Consider the following 16,090-nt stretch of genomic DNA (forward strand, 5'->3'; position numbering starts at 1 on the left):
AGGAGATATTCTAGAATGAGCCGCCGGCCAGCATCGCCAGATGTTCGACGATGGGGCCCAGCGCCAATGCGGGAAAGAAGGTGAGACCGCCAACGATCAGGATCACGCCGACCAGCAAGCCGACGAACAGACCGCCAGTGGTCGGGAACGTCCCGCTGGACAACGCTACAGTTTTCTTCGCGGCGAGCGACCCCGCGATCGCCATGGCAGGCACGATCATCCAGAAGCGGCCGACGAACATCGCGACTGCGCCAGCCAGGTTGTAGAATGGGGTGTTGCCCGTGAGCCCACCGAACGCGGAACCATTGTTTGCGGCCTGCGAGGTGAACGCATAGAGCACTTCGCTGAACCCGTGCGGACCAGCATTACCCATCGACGCAACAGCCGGTTCATAAACCACCGCGATCGCAGTCCAGCCCAGCATCATCAGCGGCAGGATCAAGATGGCAAGCATCGCCATTTTGACTTCACGCGCTTCGATCTTCTTGCCGACATATTCCGGCGTGCGGCCGACCATAAGACCTGCGACGAACACCGTGATGATGACAAACAGCAGCATCCCGTAAAGACCTGCACCGACGCCGCCGACGACAATCTCGCCCAGTTCCATGTTGATCAGCGGAATCATCCCGCCGAGCGCCGTGAACGAGTCGTGCATGGCGTTGACTGCGCCACAAGAGGCGGCGGTGGTGACAACGGCAAACAATGCGGATGCAACGATGCCGAACCGGACCTCCTTGCCTTCCATGTTGCCGCCGGTCAGGCCAAGCGCCTGCAACGCGGACGTGCCGTTGGCTTCAGCCCAGTAGCAAACCGCGACGCCGACAATGAACAGTACGCCCATCGCTCCCAGGATCGCCCAGCCCTGCCGCTGATTGCCGATCATCCGGCCGAAAACATTGGTCATGGCCGCGCCGAGAACGAAGATCGCGAGCATCTGCACGAAGTTGGACAGCGCGGTTGGATTCTCAAACGGATGCGCGGCATTCGCGTTGAAGAAGCCACCTCCATTGGTACCCAGCATCTTGATGGCCACCTGCGAAGCCACAGGACCAACCGCGATGGTTTGTTTCGCGCCTTCCAGTGTTGTCGCATCGACGTACGCGCCGAGCGTTTGAGGCATACCCTGCCACACAAGAAACAGCGAGAGCAGCACGCAAATCGGCAGAAGCACATAGAGCGTGCCGCGGGTGAGATCGACCCAGAAATTACCGACGGTCTGCACCGAAGCCCGCGAAAATCCGCGACTCAGCGCGACCGCAAGGGCAATGCCCGTCGCAGCCGAGAGGAAATTCTGATGCGTCAGGCCCAGCATCTGCACGAGATAGGACATCGTGCTTTCACCACCGTAGTTCTGCCAGTTGGTGTTGGTGATGAAGCTGATGGCCGTGTTCAGTGCAAGGTCGGGCGCGACTGCGGACTGGCCTGCCGGATTGAATGGCAGCGCACCTTGCACGCGCATCAAGGCATACAGCAGCACGAAGCCGCCCACATGAAACAGGAGCATGGCAAACGTGTAGGCAAGCCAATGCTGCTCGCGCTTTTCGTCGACACCGCCAATGCGATACAATGCTGATTCAACCGGACGCAGTATCGGCGACAGAAATGTGCGTTCGCCCGCGAACACGCGGGTCATGTAGCCGCCGATCACAGGAGTGAGCGCGACGATGACGGCACAGAAAATGATGATCTGGGCCCAACCGATCATTGTCATGGCGGACTCCTAGAAACGCTCAGGACGCAGCAAAGCGTAGGTGAGATAGACAAGCAGCCCCGCTGTTGTCAGCGCGGCCAACGAATAATCAATGGACATGAAACGCCTCTCTAAAGCCGGTCGCAGGCGATGGCGTAACCCATCGTCAGGATGAAAAGGCCAAAGACGATGGCCAGCATGAGCAGATCGAGCATGGAAACTCCCACCGATGATTGGGGCTTCCATGCAGATAGGCTGCGGCACATAAGGAAACGATGCGAATTGCCGGGGTGGCGTATAAAGAAACAATAAAGATGGGAGAGATTGGCTGACCAGCCGGAACGAGATCAAGCCCGCTCCGGCCATGCGGCGAGAACGAGCGCAAAGATTTCAGTATGTCCACTGGCAACCGCTCTTAAGAAGAGTTCGGTCGCGGCCGCTTTTAACTCGCTTTTGCGAGCCCATCCGCTTTTTTGAGCGCGGCCACGAGGTTTTCCTCGGTTACGGCCCCGACAAACTGCTTGAGGTATGGCGCTTCGGCGATCGAGCGCTGCGCGATGGTCCGAATGCCGTCCTGCACGTCGCCCGAGAACCCAAGATCTTTCAGGCCCGTCGGCAAACCGACCGCGCGATAGAACGCGACGATGTCGGCAAGGAAGTCTGCCGACCGCTGCTCAAGACAGAGCTGCGTCAGGAGACCGAATGCGACCTGCTCGCCATGAAGCGATGCATTCAGTGAAGGAATGGCTGAAAAGCCTCGCGTAAGAGAATGCGCGATCGATAAGCCACCGCTCTCGAAGCCGAGACCGCTGAGCAGGATCGTCGCCTCGACGATATTCTCAAAAGCGGCGTCAGGCTCCTTGCGGTCGACCGCCGCGAGGGACGATATCGCATCCCGCCGGATCACCTGATAGCACTGGTCGGCAATCGAAACCGCGAGCGCGGCGGGCCGAGCCTTGTAGAAGTTCATGCCACCGGAGTTGAAGCACTGCTCCGCCTCGAACTTTTTCGAGAGCGCATCGCCGATCCCGGCAACGAAGAAGCGGCGCGGCGCACGCGCGATAATCGATGTGTCAACGACAACCGCATCCGGGTTGGTCGGCATCAGCCGGACTTCCTTCAGGACATGATCGTCGGTGTAGACGATCGCCAGCCGGCTGGTCGGCGCATCGTTCGAGGCCACCGTCGGCACGACGATGATCGCCCCGCCGCGCAAAATGCGAACGCCCTTTGCGGTATCGATCGCCTTGCCGCCGCCAATCGCAATAATGACGTCGCTGTTAGCAGCGCTAGCCTTGGTGGCCATCGTATCGATCTGGTTCGCGGAACATTCGCCTGAGAACTCGGCGAACTCCATGCCGTCGGTGCATGGCTTAAGCAATGCAGTGAGCTGTTCGCGCAGAGAACCGAGCACGGCCACGTCCGCCACAATAAACGGGCGACGACCGTAAAGGGACACCAGCGCCGCGAGTTCATTCAGCGCGCCCGGACCCTGAACGTAACGGTGCGGCCCCCCGAAAGCTCGAATGGTCATTGATCACCCCAGAAGAAATCGCGTTTGCCGCCATCCATGCAGATCAGCGCGCCGTTGATGAACGCGGCCTGAGTGGAGCACAGAAATGCGATCAGCGAACCCACCTCTTCAGGCTGGCAAAATCGGCCGAGCGGATTCTGTCCGGCGATAACCGCGCGCTTTTCAGCCGAAAAACCCGCGATCAGCGCGGTCTCGACATAACCCGGCGCGATTGCATTGACCGTAATTCCTGCGCTGCCGACTTCCTTGGCCAGCGTTCGCGTGAATCCGATCACGCCAGCCTTCGCTGCGGAATAATTCGTCACGCCGGGGCGTCCGCCGCCGGTGACGTTCATCGACGACGTATTCACAATCCGTCCGAAGCCGCGTTCGCGCATCAGCGGGACCGCATACTTGCTGCACAGAAATGTGCTGCGCAGATGTGTCCGGACAATGATGTCCCAATCGTCGAGCGACATGTTTTCGGCAAGGCTGCCAAGATGCCGGCCGCCTGCGCCGGCGTTGTTGACCAGAATGTCGAGATGACCAAGCCCGCGATGCGCTTCGCGGACGACGGCTTCCGCGCCTGCTTCTTCCGATACGTCACCAATGGCGACAACTGCTTTCGTGCCCGCAGCCCTCAATTCAGCCACGGTGGCCTCCGCCGCCTCGCGGTCGATGTCGTTGATCGCGATGGAGCATCCTTCTGCCGCCAGCGCCAGTGCCTCAGCCTTGCCAATGCCCCGCGCCGCACCGGTCACCAACGCGGCTTTGCCCTTCAATCCGAGATCCATGATTAACCCTTCACTGCACCGGCACCGAGGCCTTGAATGAAGTACTGCGTCAACAGCGCGAACGCCGCGAATAAAGGCAGCGCGATCAGCGTCGATCCCGCCATGATCTCACCCCACCGCAGATCGAATGACCCGACCATCGAGGCAAGCCCCACCGGCAGCGTCTTGTTGGCATCGCTGCCGATCATGATCAGCGCGAACGTGTAATCGGTCCACGACAGCAGGAACGAGAAGATCGCCACCGTGATCAACCCGGGCAGCGACAATGGCAGCACCACCCGCAGGAAGGCGCCAAGCCGTGTACAGCCATCGACCATCGCGGCCTCTTCCAGCTCGAACGGCATGCCCTTGAAGAATCCCCACAGGAACCAGACGCCAAGCGGCAGCGTCAGTGTCAGATGCGACGCGATCAGGCCGATCAAGGTGTCGCTGAGGCCAAGACGCGCGAAGATCGTGAACATCGGAATCGCGATCAGCAGCGGCGGGAACATGTAGGCGTAGAGCATCGCGCCCACGATCAGCTTCTTGCCGCGAATGCGCTGGCGCGTCACGGCGTAGGCGATCATGATCGAAAAAACCATCGTTACGACGACGGTGACCACGGCGACAATGACGCTGTTCATGAAATGCGTCGGGTAGTCGGTCAGTTCGAGCAGGTTACGATAGTAATCCAGCGTGAACGGACCCGGCATCAGCGAGACGGTGCTGAGCAGGCTCGTCGGCTCACGCAGACTGGAGATGAACATCCAGTAGATCGGGAACGCCGAATAGATCGCGATGACGATCGCGGCGCCATAAAGGCTCAGCCGGGCGGGAAGCGATTTGACGGCGGCCATTAATCGTCCTCGAGCGGGAAGATACGGAAGTAGAAGAACACGGCGACCGACAGGATCGCGAAGGAAATCGTCGCAATCGCAGCGCCGCCGCCGATGTCGAACAGGCTGAATGCGTGGCGATAGGACAGGATGGCCAGATGCTCGGTCGATCCGACCGGCCCGCCGCGAGTCAAAAGCCAGATCACGTCGAACTTGTTGAACATCCAGATCGCGCGGAGCAGAACGACCACGGTCAGGATCGGCTTCAGCATCGGCAACGTAATGTGGAAGAACCGCTGCACCGCCGTGGTGCCGTCCACCCGCGCCGCCTCGTAGAGCGACGTCGGAACGGTCTGCAATGCCGCGAGGAAACAGGTCGTGACAAACGGGGTCCACATCCAGACGCTGACGAGGATGACTGACGTCATTGCCGCGCCGGAACTCTCGAACCAGTTCACAGGCGGCAGCCCCATGGCTGCGATGGCTTTGGTGATGATGCCGATGCTGCCGTCCACCATCCACTTGAATGTGAGGATCACGACCACGGTCGGAAGCAGGTAAGGAAGAATGGAGAGTCCGCGAACGAAATTGCGACCGGGGAATGTCTCATTCAGGATCAGGGCAAAGCCGATGCCGAGCACGACCTGAAGCACGATCGAACCCAGGGAATAAAGGACGCCGTTCCAAAGCGCGCGCCAGAATTCCGGCAACTGCATAATCGCGATGTAGTTGTCGAGGCCAACCCATTTGGGTTCACCGACAAACGAGTCGAGCTTGTAGAAGCTCAGACTGATGGCATAGGTCACCGGCGCGACGATCAACACGAGCGTCACCAGCAGTCCAATCAGCAAGAAGCTGTAGATCGTCGCTTTCGAACTCAAGTTCGTCTTTCCGGGGAAAAGCCCGGCCGGGAGCATCCGGCCGGGCAGTTGGCAAACGCTTTTCTTATGCTGTGAGCTTGCGCATCTTGTCGCCCGCTGCCTTGACGCAGTCGGCCGCCGGCATGTTCTTCAGGATGCGATTCTGCAGCATTTCGGGGATCACAAAGCCTTCGAAGACCTTGCCCGGACGCAGATCTGGCGCAGGACCTTCCGTATCGACGGACGTCAGGGTCATCGATTTGTCGACGATGAAGCCCTTCATGGTCTCTACAGCTTCCTTGTGCTTCTCGATCAGCGGGTGAGCGCGCCAGCGCGCATCCTCGTAAACGTCGAGGCGCGGAGGCTGGAAGTGCAACGGCGCGGTGTGCAGGAAGTTGATGTACTGGTTCTCGGTGAACCACTTCATGAACTTCATCGACTCGCTGGAGTTCGGCGTCTTCAGCACCACCCAGCCGTCATAGCCGTGGTTGACCGCCTTCGCCTTCCCCGCGCTGTCCATGTACGGCATGATTCCGTACTTGGTCGCGAGAGCCGGTGACGTACGCTCAAGCGCCTCGATGATGCGGCCGGCATAGGCCGTGTGCCCGACCTTGTCCGAGGAGAAGTTGGACAGCACTTCACCGAAGCTCGCCTGGCTCGTGCCGGACGGCATGGTCTTGTAGAGGTCAGCAAAGAAATCGAGATAGGCCGCAACCTTCGGAGCGTTTGCCGCATTGTCGATGGCGACGTTCCACTTGTCGTCGAACAGCTTGACGCCTTCGGCCCACATGAAGCCCGGCGACAGCCAGTTGGTTGCGCCGTTGCTGCCGATCGGGAACAGAGCGCCCGCGCGGCCATCTTCATTCAGCGCCTGCGAATTCTTGAGCATATCGGCCCAAGTCTTGGGAACGCTCAGGCCCTTCTTCTCGTAGAGGTCCTTGCGGTAATAAATCCAGGCCAGATTGTAGTCGTAGGGATACCAGTAGGTTTCGCCCTTAATGGGGAAGAGAATCTTCGGGCCCCACTTGTGCTTGCTGGTCAACTCGGTCAGCGGCATCAAATGCCCTTCCGCCTGCAGCAGCAAAACGTGACCGACGAAGGCAAACGTCGCGATGTCATAAGGCTGACCGCCGCGCAGCGAGGTCGTCACCTTGGTAAAGGCATCGTCAAGCGGCACGGAATCGACGATGACCTGCGTGCCGGTCATCCGTTCGTATTCAGCACAAGCGACCTTCAGCGCGCGGATGCTGTCGATGGATGTTTCGGTGTTGAGGAAGCGGATCGTCTTCTTGCCCTGCCCCCAAACTGCGGGCGCGCCGAGTGTGCCCGCCGCGATCCCTGCGCCGACTGCGCCGGCGCCCTTGATCAGCGTGCGGCGGTCGATACTTTTTCCGTTCTTAGACATTTCGTTGTCTCCCATGGCAAATTCACTGTTGTGAACGTTCGTTTTAGTTTCTTGGTCGCCTAGATTCTTTGTCCCGTTGCTTTCGAGAACAGGTGGAGCCGCCCGGCCTGAAGCCGGACGGGAATGCGCTGGCCGAATTTCCAGTTATCGACGCGATCGGTGAGGATGCGCAGGCGCGTGCCGCTTACCTCGCCGACGCTCAGGGTCTGCGCGCCGAGCTGCTCGATAACGCCGATTTCAAATGCAAGCGAATCTGGGCCCTCGCCGAGCGCAATGTGCTCGGGGCGAATGCCGAGCGTGATCTCTTCGTTGACGGCCTGATACTCTGCTGGAAGCGCGATCCGCAGCGCCCCGCTCTCGAATGTGCCGTTCGAAGCCCGCCCCTCGATCAGATTCATTTCTGGCGATCCGATGAAACCGGCCACGAACAGATTGACCGGGCGATCGTAGACTTCTAGCGGCGCGCCGACCTGCTGGACGTGGCCGTCGCGCATGATAACGATGCGATTGGCGAGCGTCATCGCCTCGACCTGGTCATGGGTCACGTACACCATGCTGGTGCCAACTTCCTGATGCAGCCGGGCGATTTCCTCGCGCATGCGAACGCGCAGCTTGGCGTCCAGATTGGACAGCGGCTCATCCAGCAGGAACACTTCGGGTTCGCGCACGAGAGCGCGGCCGAGCGCAACGCGCTGCATCTGGCCGCCCGAAAGCTGCTTCGGCTTCCGCTTCAGGTATTCATCGAGGCCGAGCATCTTCGCGGCGCGCTGAACCCGCATATCGATTTGCGCCGGATCCATTTTCCGCATTCGCAGACCGAAGGCGAGGTTCTCGTAAATCGTCTTGTGCGGATAGAGCGCGTAGTTCTGGAACACCATCGCGATGTTGCGATCCTTCGGCTCCAGTGCGGTTACGTCGCGGTCGCCGATAAAGATTTTTCCGGAGGTGATTTCCTCAAGACCTGCCAGCATCCGCAGCGTCGTGGACTTTCCGCAGCCCGATGGCCCGAGGAATACAACAAATTCACCATCGCGAATCGTCAGATCGACGCCATGAACGGCGATCACCGGACCATACGCCTTGCGAACTTTTTCGAGTCTAATCTCTGACATAGATCACTTGTTCTGGCCGGCCACGAAATCGTGGATGCGATGATTGATCGGCGCGAGCGCCTTCTGGATATCGCGGTAAATCGGAAAACCCTGATCGTAAATGGCAGCGCGTGCCGGATCCGGTGTCGCCCGCGACACGATCTGGACGACCCCTGCTGCATCGCGCTCGTCCTTGAAGACGCCAATGCCGACGCCCGCGAGCAATGCGGCTCCGTACGAAGCATCCGCAACCGCAGGGAGTTCGACGGTGATGTTGAGCACGTCGGCAACGATCTGGCGCCACAGGGCGCTACGCGCGCCTCCACCGGTCAGGCGCGCGGTCGTGAAGCCGAGCCTCTTGGATTCCATAACCTCGAGACAATCCCGCAGCGAGTAAGCCACGCCCTCATAGAGCGCACGGACGAAGTGGCCACCGCTGTGGTTGAAACCCGCACCGACAAAATCCGCACGCAACAGCGGATCCCAGTACGGGCTGCGCTCGCCGTTGAGATAGGGATGGAAGAACAGTCCTTCCGAGCCGGGGCGGACCGCCGCTGCACGTGCATCCATGGCGTCGAACACGGCGCTGCCGTCTTCGCCTTCGCGGCGGAAAAACGTATCGCGCAGCCATTTGTGCGCCGATGCGCAGGAATTGGTGGCAGCGATAACGTACCAGTGGTCCGGCACGACATGGTAGTAATTGATCAGCGAAAAATCCGGTCGCGCCCTGGGCGACAGCACGTTCACGGTCGCGGCTGTCGCCAGCTTCACGACGCCAATTCCTTCGCGCACCATACCCGCGCCGAACGTCTCTGCGGCGGTGTCCGACGTGCCGCAGACAACCGGCGTGCCTTCGGCGAGACCCGTCGCCTGCGCGGCCCTCGCTGTTACCTTGCCGACGACAGCACTCGGCTTGACGATCGGCGGCAATGTCGCCATCGGCCAGCCGATCATATCGCACAGTTCCTTGGACCATTCGGCGGTCTGCGCATCCAGCATCAGCGTGCCGAGCGCATCGATGGTGTCGGTTTCCCAGGTGCCGGTGAATTGCGCGCGCAGCCAGTCCTTGGCGACGTAAAGCCGCTTCACGCGCGCAAATGCTTCCGGCTCATGGTTACGCAGCCATAGCATCTGCGGCAGCGTCCAGGTCGGGTTGGCGCGATTCGCCCCGATCTTGAGAATGCGCGCGTCGGCCTTGTCGCGAAGATGTTGCGTTTCGTCGCGGCTGCGCTGGTCGTTCCAGAGAATGGCCGGACGGATGACATGGCCGTCGGCGTCCTCCAGCACTTGCGTGTGCGCGCCGGCGGAAAACGAAATCGCCGCGATATCCGAAGCTGGACGGCCCGACGACTTCAACCCGCGACGCAATGCATCGCAGGCTGCAAGCCACCAGTCATCCGGGTTTTGCTCACTCCAGCCGGGATGCGGCGACGATGTCGCGACCGGCGCGGACGCCTCGCTCACCAGTGAGCCGTCGGCCTTGATGATGCTGATCTTGAGCGAGCCCGCGCCGAGATCAATACCGACCAGAAGAGGATCAGACGCCGCCATAATGGGCGTCCTCCCCTGCAGCAGCACGGATGTGCGCCATGTCAATCACGGCGAATGTCTTTCGCATTCGGGCCGGCGCGCAGTCCAATCTTGCCGGGATTGAACAGATTGCCGGGATCCAGCGCATCCTTGATCGATTGCAGGACTGCGAGCCCCGCGCCGAGCTCGCGCTTCATCCACGGATTGCGGAACAGACCCGCGCCATGGTGGTGCGCAATCGAACCGCCATGATCGAGCGTGAGTTGCTGAACGGTATCCCAAAGCTTCTGGTGAATAGGCAGCGCCTGATCATCCGGCATCGGAGGCAGCCGCACCGTCATGTACTGGCAAGCGCCTTCGGGATAAACATGCGACCAGTGCGCACCGAAATGTATCCCCGGATAAATGGCGCGCACGGCATTGCCGATGGCGTCATACATCGCGGGAATCGTAGACCAGTTACCGGTCACCTCGATGGTGTCGTTGAAGTAGCCCGCATCATGCCATTTCTGAGAATAGGCGACGTAGCGGTTCTGCTTCCAGTGTTCATAAGGGCCGCTTGGCCCGACCTCACCACCCTGAGCGGCGGCAATTTCAAGCGCCATGCTCTGCTCGGCCGTCACCATCGGCTCGCTGCCACAGAATTGGAGCACCGCAAGAAACGGCTTGGTCTTGAACAGCGCGATATCCTTGGTCCGCTCGTCGCTCTCGACGCGATCATAGAGCCGCACAATCGTCGGGCGCAGTTCGGCCTGCATGATCAGACGTGCGCTGTCGAGGGCTGCCTGCAGCGACGGGAATGCGAGGACCACACCGCGCTCCACGGCAGGCATCTTGAAGATACGCAGCGTCGCTTCGGTGATAATTCCGAGAGTGCCTTCGCTGCCGATCATCAGATCGCGGATGGAAGGGCCGACCGAACGGCGCGCGACAGGCCGTACTTCGAGCGGTGTACCGTCCGGCAACACAGCCTTGAGCCCCACGACGATGTCTTCGATCTTGCCGTAACGGCTGCTCAGCTGTCCGCCGCCACGGCAGGCAAGCCAGCCGCCGACAGTCGAGATTTCGATGGACTGCGGCAGATGCCCGCTGGTGTACCCGGCTTCGTTGAGCTGTTGCTCGAAATCAGCGCCGTTCATGCCGGCTTGCACGGTCACAACCGCATCGGTCGGATTGATGGAGACAATCTTGTCGAGCCGGCGCGTGTCCACCATGATCTCGCCGCCGAGCGGAATAGCGCCGCCGAGCACACCCGAGCCATTGCCATATGGGATGACGGGAACGTTGCGCGCCTTCGCAAGCTGAACGATACGAACGATCTCATCCTGGTTCGCAGGGCGCACGACAAGGCGAGGAACCGCGCCTGCAATCTCTCCCGCACGTTCGCGGAAAACGGCAAATGGCAAACGATCCCGCGAATAGCCGAGCCTCTGATCGAAGGACGTCAGAACATTGGCCTGGCCGATGACGGCGCCAAAAGCGGACGCAAGGTCTTCATCGACGCGATCGGTATCGCGAACTCCAGCGATGGTGGTTGCGGTCATGACAGCCCCTGCTCAGAGGCCAAATTTGCCACGCTCACTCGACGTCCTCCCTGATCGCATTATTCCGTGATTGAACAAACGGTTTGCGCAATCGTTTGTTCAAACGTCTTACAAACTCCCGCGTGGGTCAAGTTAAAATTTATCGCGGAGCTGGGCCTGTGGAGGCACGAACGACAAGACCGTCTGGCGCGAGTGGCGCGACAGGTTCCGGCGTACCGCCGTTCAGGAGATCGATCAGGAGATCAGACGCAATTTCGCCCATGAGTTCAGTCGGCATCTTTACCGACGTCAGTTGGGGATAGAGCATTGTTGCGACCGGTGCGTCATGCAGTCCCATCACCGATACGTCGCGCGGAATTTGCAAACCGGCTTCATGCAGGACGGCCATTGCACCTGCTGCCGTCACCAGCGTTGCGCCCAGAACCGCCGTGGGCTTCAGAGCGAGCAGACTGCGCATCGCGTCCGCACCACCCTCCGCAGTGTACCCCGCGACCGCGACCAGCTTGGGATCGAAGGGAATGCCGTGACGCTTGAGACCGTCGCGATATCCCGCGAGACGCTCGCCCGCATTGAATCCACCGGGCCGCCCTGCCAGATGCGCAATGCGCCTGTGCCCCATCTGCGCCAGATGATCGACAGCGATCGTCGCCGCAGCGCGGCTGTCTAGCACAACGCAATAAGGACTGCCCGGCAGTTGCCGGTTGAGCAGCACGAATGGCGTGTGGGTGGATTCCAGTTCTTCGCGCAGCAGACGATCGTCATCGAGACTGGCAACCAGCAATCCGTCGGCGCGGTTGCCATGCGACAACCGATGATAGACCGCATCGGTGGCGCCCGACTCGCGATGCGCAATCAGCAGCGAATAACCGTGGCGCGCAGACGATTTCTCCGCGCCGCGAATAGCCGACGCGAATACCGGGTTGTCGAGCTGCGGAACGATCAGTCCGAGGGTCTGGCTGCGCGACGTCCGCAATCCCTGCGCAAGCGTATTCGGCGAATAGTCCAGCGCGCGCGCGCTCTTTAGAATGCGCTCGCGGGTTTCGTCACGAATACGTTGATTTGTCTCGCCGCGGAGCACGCGGGACGCCGTGGAGATATCCACGCCTGCCATGCGGGCCACATCAGCCAATCGCGGTCTCATGGATGCACCGACGGTTGCAATGAGGCCACAACCTAGAAAACAGGCCGCCATGACGCAAGCGATCTTGCAAACGGGCCGTCTTGCCGGGAAGAACGGCTCGCCTCGCCGGGCAAGGACATTCTACGCCGATCGCCCACGCCAGGAGGATCAACGCTCCGATGCACCTTGATGATTCTTGCGGACGCACCCCGACAATGGATCAGCGGCACCTGAGACCCGCCGCTTGGGCGCGTGCGGATCTCTCCATCTCCTCAAGCAACAAAAAAGCCCCCGAAGGGGCTTTGTAAGATTACACTGCGTCCTTGGCAGCTTTGACCGGGCGAGCCCTGACGATCTTCCGTGCAGGCTTTGCCTTGAAGGTCATGGCCTCGCCGGTAAAGGGATTGGTTCCCTTGCGGGCCTTGGTTGCAGGCTTCTTGATAACAACGAACTTCGCAAAACCGGGAACCAGGAAGACGCCGGATTTCTTGAGCTCTTTGTATCCGACCGCTGCGAGCGTCTCGAGAACGCCCTTCACTTCCTTCTTGGAAATTTCGGTCTCCGCAGCGATCTTCTCAATCAGCTGCGACTTCGTCATTTGGACTGCCATAACTACTCCCTTTGATTCGAGTCAGAACACACTATTGATAATTCCACCAAAAAGCGCTTCCGGTCAGCCGTTTGCACAGCTTTGTGGGCTTTTTACCGGGGATTTCCATAGGAATCGTGCTCCGACACGGCTTTTTAGGGCTGTTCGAGACCGCGCGGCAGCCTTGGGCGCCGCTGTCGGAGGGGCATAGAAGGCAACTCCGCGCCGTTAGCGGCGGCGTCAGCGATGGCCCAGGCCCGCCGCCGCTGCGGTCGCCACCAGGAATATGCCGCCCTGCACGATCGCGGACGGCGTCTCTGCAAACATGATTCAAGAGAGGTTTTCAGTCGCTGCACCGTCAATCGCAGGACCAGACGGCCGATCCAAATCATCGTCTAGCGACTGAGAATTACCGCCTGCCAGCATTCAAGAACCTTGTGCAGGCACGACCGACAGTGAGGCCGCATTTGATGCGGCCTCACCATCAACTCTCAGAAAAAACGCGCGGACAAGCCGCGCGCCTTCAATAGCAGCGCTCACTTCGGGGCAACGGAGATGCGCCCCTTCATGTTGGGATGGAAGCGGCAATAGTATTCAACATCGCCGGGCGTCTTCAGTACGAAGCTCCCAGTCTTCTTGGGCGGAATCATCACATCCCAATCGCCGCGAACCGTCGCCGTATGTGCGAAAACGTCCTTGTTCACCCACTCGATGGTATCGCCGACCTTTGCCTTGATGTCGGCGGGCAGAAAATCGAGCTTGTCGACGGTCACCTGAAACGTTTCGGCATGCGCCGGGACGACAGTCGCCATCGACATAACGACAAGAAGAGCGGGCAGACCCAGTCCCGGCCTCATGGCGAACCTCCCTACTTCACGGCTGCTGCGACATGCTCGGCATGCTGCAGGTGGCCCTGGAAGATCTTGAGGCCTGTCTGCAGCAGGCTTTTGAGTTCCGCATTGCTTGCAGACGGGATCAGCAGCGTCTCAAGCGCGCCGTTGACTGACTTGTGATAGGCGACTTCATTGGCGAGATAGGCCTTGTCGTAGGCAGCACCATCGAGCTTCGCGAGTTCGGCCTGCTTGTCGGCAGCCTGCTTCGACAGCGTCTTGCTGGTGTCATTGTCTTCCGGCGTGACCTTCAGCTTCTTCACCAGATCCAGCGCCTGCTTGTTCACCGCTTCATGATCGCGCACCATGTCCTGCGCGAACGCTACGACAGCCTTATTCTTGGATTTCGCAATCGCCTGTTTCGCAGCGGTGACATCAATCACACCTGCGGTGTAGGCGATATGCGCGATCTGCGGATCGGTGGGTTTCGCTGTGCCTTGCGCGAAAGCTGCGCCACCCAGCAGAGATATAACGGCGACCGCCGCACTCAATCGAATCAGCATGACACACTCCTTTTGATCCGCGCGGCAAAGCCTTCGCGGATACCGTTGATGAGGTAGTGGTCATTCGATGATCGGCGGAGAAAAAGGTTTCCGGATATTCCGCACTCTTCGCAAAGTTTCGTCGCTACCGGATCACGGACCGAGGAGCGCATCGCGGCCGTTAGACAGCGGCCCCCTGCTCCATGGCGAGTTCGGCTTGCAGACTTGCAACGTCGCGATAGATCGATGCGACGGCGAGCGTCCTGCCCTTGTGCTTGTATCGCAGCAGGCAATCCCTGGCGTTGATGTCTCCGTCGACGACGATTTCGTCCCATTGCTCAGCATGGCCGACATAGTTAATCGGCACATCGTAATGCTGGCTCCAGAAGAACGGCACCGCATCGAACACTTCGCGTTGTCCAAGCATATTGCGCGCCGCGGCTTGTCCCTGGCGCTCGGCGACCACCCAGTGTTCGACACGAATGCTTTCGCCGGAATACGGATCCGGCCAGCGCGCGATATCACCAGCGGCATAGATTCCCGAAACGCTCGTCTCGAGGTGCGTATCCACCACCACGCCGCGATCGAGCGCCAAGCCAGCGCCTTCGGCCAATGCGAGCCGCGGACGAACGCCGACACCGACAACCACAACGTCGGCCTCCATAACACCTCCGCTTTTGAGGGTCGCGTTCCGGCCATCGATGCTGACCACCGTGTCTTCGAGATGAAAGATCACACCGTGCTCCTCATGCAGCGCACGCACGAAATCGCCCATCTGCGGACCAAGCACGCGTTCCATTGGCCGCTTCTCCGGCGCCACCACATGGACCTCGATGTCGCGCGCGCGCAGCGCCGCCGCCGTTTCAAGCCCGATGAAGCTTGCGCCAATCACGAGTGCGCGCCGCGCACCCTGCGCCGCATTGATAATGGCGCGGCTGTCGGCCAGCGAGCGAAGCGTGTGGACATGCGGCAGCCCGGCGCCGGGAATCGGCAAACGCACCGGTTCCGCACCGGTGGCCAGCAACAGACGATCATAGGAGACAGTCTCTCCAGTGGCCGTCACAACGTGATGCGCTTGAGGATCGATTTTGGCTATGCCGGTATTGACGCGCAAATCGATGTCAGCCTCCGCATAGAAATTCTCCGGCTTCAGCGGAATCCAGTCCTCCGGTGCGCTGCCCGCGAGATAGTCCTTCGACAGATTGGGCCGATCCACCGGCCCATCTGCTTCCTCGCCAAACATGACGATCTGTCCGCCGAAATCCTGCCGCCGCAGCATTTCGGCAGCAGCAAAGCCGGCCGCGCCGCTGCCAACGATGACAATCCTTTTGGGAGTGTCGGCTGGCGGTTTCGCCGATGGCTTTGATTGAGTTTTCGGCTCCAGCTTTACCTGTACAAAAATCTTGCCGTCGCGCTGCTCGACGCGCCAGCACGACAGCGGACTGAACGCGGGCGCGCGCGTAGCTTCTCCCGTTCGCAGATCGAAGCAGGCATGATGCCATGGGCAACGGATGCTGCCGTCAACCACAAGCCCATCGGCGAGCGGACCATGATAATGAGTGCAATGCGCATCAACGGCAAAGATTTCGGCCCCGGCACGCACGAGCAGGATTTCCTGATCGCCGACATGGCCGAGCAGTTTGTCCTCGATCAATTCTGCGGGTGAGACGCCTCGCGTCAGATCAGGACCACCGGGTGAGGTTTGCTCCTGCGTCATGATCTCTCCCTTTCGTTTCCCTTGAATATATGCGGCCCGTGGGGAGC

General features: G+C 60.2%; 15 protein-coding genes. All 15 read right to left on the reverse strand.

The genetic code is table 11. The annotated features are described in order from the left end of the window. Positions 1-10 precede the first annotated feature (10 nt). The 15 genes from kdpA to YH63_RS01070 all read right to left on the reverse strand — a co-directional run bounded on the left by kdpA (position 11) and on the right by YH63_RS01070 (position 16,043). The gene (kdpA, locus tag YH63_RS01000) at positions 11-1,714 is read right to left on the reverse strand and encodes a potassium-transporting ATPase subunit KdpA (protein ID WP_046829213.1); all 1,704 of its coding nucleotides are present in this window, start codon (positions 1,712-1,714) and stop codon (positions 11-13) included. A gap of 9 nt (positions 1,715-1,723) precedes the next feature. After that, positions 1,724-1,813: a K(+)-transporting ATPase subunit F gene (locus tag YH63_RS01005; RefSeq protein WP_046829212.1), complete on the reverse strand. Its 90-nt coding sequence runs from the start codon at positions 1,811-1,813 to the stop codon at positions 1,724-1,726. Positions 1,814-2,135: 322 nt separating this feature from the next. Continuing rightward, positions 2,136-3,227 carry a glycerol dehydrogenase gene (locus tag YH63_RS01010; protein WP_046829211.1) on the reverse strand — a complete coding sequence of 364 codons (1,092 nt, stop codon included), beginning with the start codon at positions 3,225-3,227 and terminating at the stop codon, positions 2,136-2,138. Then, positions 3,224-4,000: an SDR family NAD(P)-dependent oxidoreductase gene (locus tag YH63_RS01015; RefSeq protein WP_046829210.1), complete on the reverse strand. Its 777-nt coding sequence runs from the start codon at positions 3,998-4,000 to the stop codon at positions 3,224-3,226. Before YH63_RS01015 ends, YH63_RS01010 begins: the two co-directional genes overlap by 4 nt. Positions 4,001-4,002: 2 nt before the next feature. Then, positions 4,003-4,836: a carbohydrate ABC transporter permease gene (locus YH63_RS01020; RefSeq protein WP_046829209.1), complete on the reverse strand. Its 834-nt coding sequence runs from the start codon at positions 4,834-4,836 to the stop codon at positions 4,003-4,005. Next, on the reverse strand, positions 4,836-5,696 hold the full coding sequence (locus YH63_RS01025; protein ID WP_046829857.1) for a carbohydrate ABC transporter permease: 861 nt from the start codon (positions 5,694-5,696) through the stop codon (positions 4,836-4,838). The genes YH63_RS01020 and YH63_RS01025 overlap by 1 nt, the downstream gene beginning before the upstream one ends. Before the next feature lie 64 nt (positions 5,697-5,760). Beyond that, positions 5,761-7,080 (reverse strand): ABC transporter substrate-binding protein, encoded by a 1,320-nt coding sequence (locus tag YH63_RS01030; protein WP_083992731.1) that lies wholly within the window; start codon positions 7,078-7,080, stop codon positions 5,761-5,763. 59 nt (positions 7,081-7,139) lie between these two features. Beyond that, entirely contained in the window at positions 7,140-8,192 is a 1,053-nt protein-coding gene (locus YH63_RS01035; protein ID WP_046829207.1) for an ABC transporter ATP-binding protein, read from the reverse strand. A 3-nt stretch (positions 8,193-8,195) separates the two neighbouring features. Next, entirely contained in the window at positions 8,196-9,722 is a 1,527-nt protein-coding gene (gene xylB / locus YH63_RS01040; protein WP_046829206.1) for a xylulokinase, read from the reverse strand. A gap of 41 nt (positions 9,723-9,763) precedes the next feature. Then, a complete protein-coding gene (locus YH63_RS01045) occupies positions 9,764-11,245 on the reverse strand; it encodes an FAD-binding oxidoreductase (RefSeq protein ID WP_046829205.1) in 1,482 nt (493 codons plus the stop codon). Positions 11,246-11,384: 139 nt separating this feature from the next. Continuing rightward, positions 11,385-12,365, reverse strand: coding sequence for a LacI family DNA-binding transcriptional regulator (locus YH63_RS01050; protein ID WP_246658105.1), 981 nt, complete (start codon positions 12,363-12,365; stop codon positions 11,385-11,387). 310 nt (positions 12,366-12,675) lie between these two features. Further along, positions 12,676-12,975, reverse strand: a complete 300-nt coding sequence (locus YH63_RS01055) for an HU family DNA-binding protein (protein ID WP_046829204.1) — start codon at positions 12,973-12,975, stop codon at positions 12,676-12,678. A gap of 515 nt (positions 12,976-13,490) precedes the next feature. Then, on the reverse strand, positions 13,491-13,811 hold the full coding sequence (locus YH63_RS01060; RefSeq protein WP_046829203.1) for a cupredoxin domain-containing protein: 321 nt from the start codon (positions 13,809-13,811) through the stop codon (positions 13,491-13,493). An 11-nt stretch (positions 13,812-13,822) separates the two neighbouring features. Beyond that, positions 13,823-14,347, reverse strand: a complete 525-nt coding sequence (locus YH63_RS01065) for a DUF4142 domain-containing protein (protein WP_046829202.1) — start codon at positions 14,345-14,347, stop codon at positions 13,823-13,825. 160 nt (positions 14,348-14,507) lie between these two features. Beyond that, positions 14,508-16,043 carry an FAD-dependent oxidoreductase gene (locus YH63_RS01070; RefSeq protein WP_046829201.1) on the reverse strand — a complete coding sequence of 512 codons (1,536 nt, stop codon included), beginning with the start codon at positions 16,041-16,043 and terminating at the stop codon, positions 14,508-14,510. Positions 16,044-16,090 lie beyond the last annotated feature (47 nt).

Origin of the sequence: Afipia massiliensis (genome assembly GCF_001006325.2) — a bacterium.
GTDB classification, from domain to species: Bacteria; Pseudomonadota; Alphaproteobacteria; order Rhizobiales; family Xanthobacteraceae; genus Afipia; species Afipia massiliensis_A.

Excerpts from the sequence above, each read along its gene's own strand:
- YH63_RS01020 (WP_046829209.1), bottom strand. The coding sequence starts at position 4,836 with ATGGCCGCCGTCAAATCGCTTCCCGCCCGGCTGAGCCTTTATGGCGCC.
- YH63_RS01015 (WP_046829210.1), bottom strand. The coding sequence starts at position 4,000 with ATGGATCTCGGATTGAAGGGCAAAGCCGCGTTGGTGACCGGTGCGGCG.
- YH63_RS01070 (WP_046829201.1), bottom strand. The coding sequence starts at position 16,043 with ATGACGCAGGAGCAAACCTCACCCGGTGGTCCTGATCTGACGCGAGGC.
- YH63_RS01045 (WP_046829205.1), bottom strand. The coding sequence starts at position 11,245 with ATGACCGCAACCACCATCGCTGGAGTTCGCGATACCGATCGCGTCGAT.
- YH63_RS01035 (WP_046829207.1), bottom strand. The coding sequence starts at position 8,192 with ATGTCAGAGATTAGACTCGAAAAAGTTCGCAAGGCGTATGGTCCGGTG.
- YH63_RS01060 (WP_046829203.1), bottom strand. The coding sequence starts at position 13,811 with ATGAGGCCGGGACTGGGTCTGCCCGCTCTTCTTGTCGTTATGTCGATG.
- YH63_RS01010 (WP_046829211.1), bottom strand. The coding sequence starts at position 3,227 with ATGACCATTCGAGCTTTCGGGGGGCCGCACCGTTACGTTCAGGGTCCG.
- xylB (WP_046829206.1), bottom strand. The coding sequence starts at position 9,722 with ATGGCGGCGTCTGATCCTCTTCTGGTCGGTATTGATCTCGGCGCGGGC.
- YH63_RS01065 (WP_046829202.1), bottom strand. The coding sequence starts at position 14,347 with ATGCTGATTCGATTGAGTGCGGCGGTCGCCGTTATATCTCTGCTGGGT.
- YH63_RS01030 (WP_083992731.1), bottom strand. The coding sequence starts at position 7,080 with ATGTCTAAGAACGGAAAAAGTATCGACCGCCGCACGCTGATCAAGGGC.
- YH63_RS01005 (WP_046829212.1), bottom strand. The coding sequence starts at position 1,813 with ATGTCCATTGATTATTCGTTGGCCGCGCTGACAACAGCGGGGCTGCTT.
- YH63_RS01055 (WP_046829204.1), bottom strand. The coding sequence starts at position 12,975 with ATGGCAGTCCAAATGACGAAGTCGCAGCTGATTGAGAAGATCGCTGCG.
- kdpA (WP_046829213.1), bottom strand. The coding sequence starts at position 1,714 with ATGACAATGATCGGTTGGGCCCAGATCATCATTTTCTGTGCCGTCATC.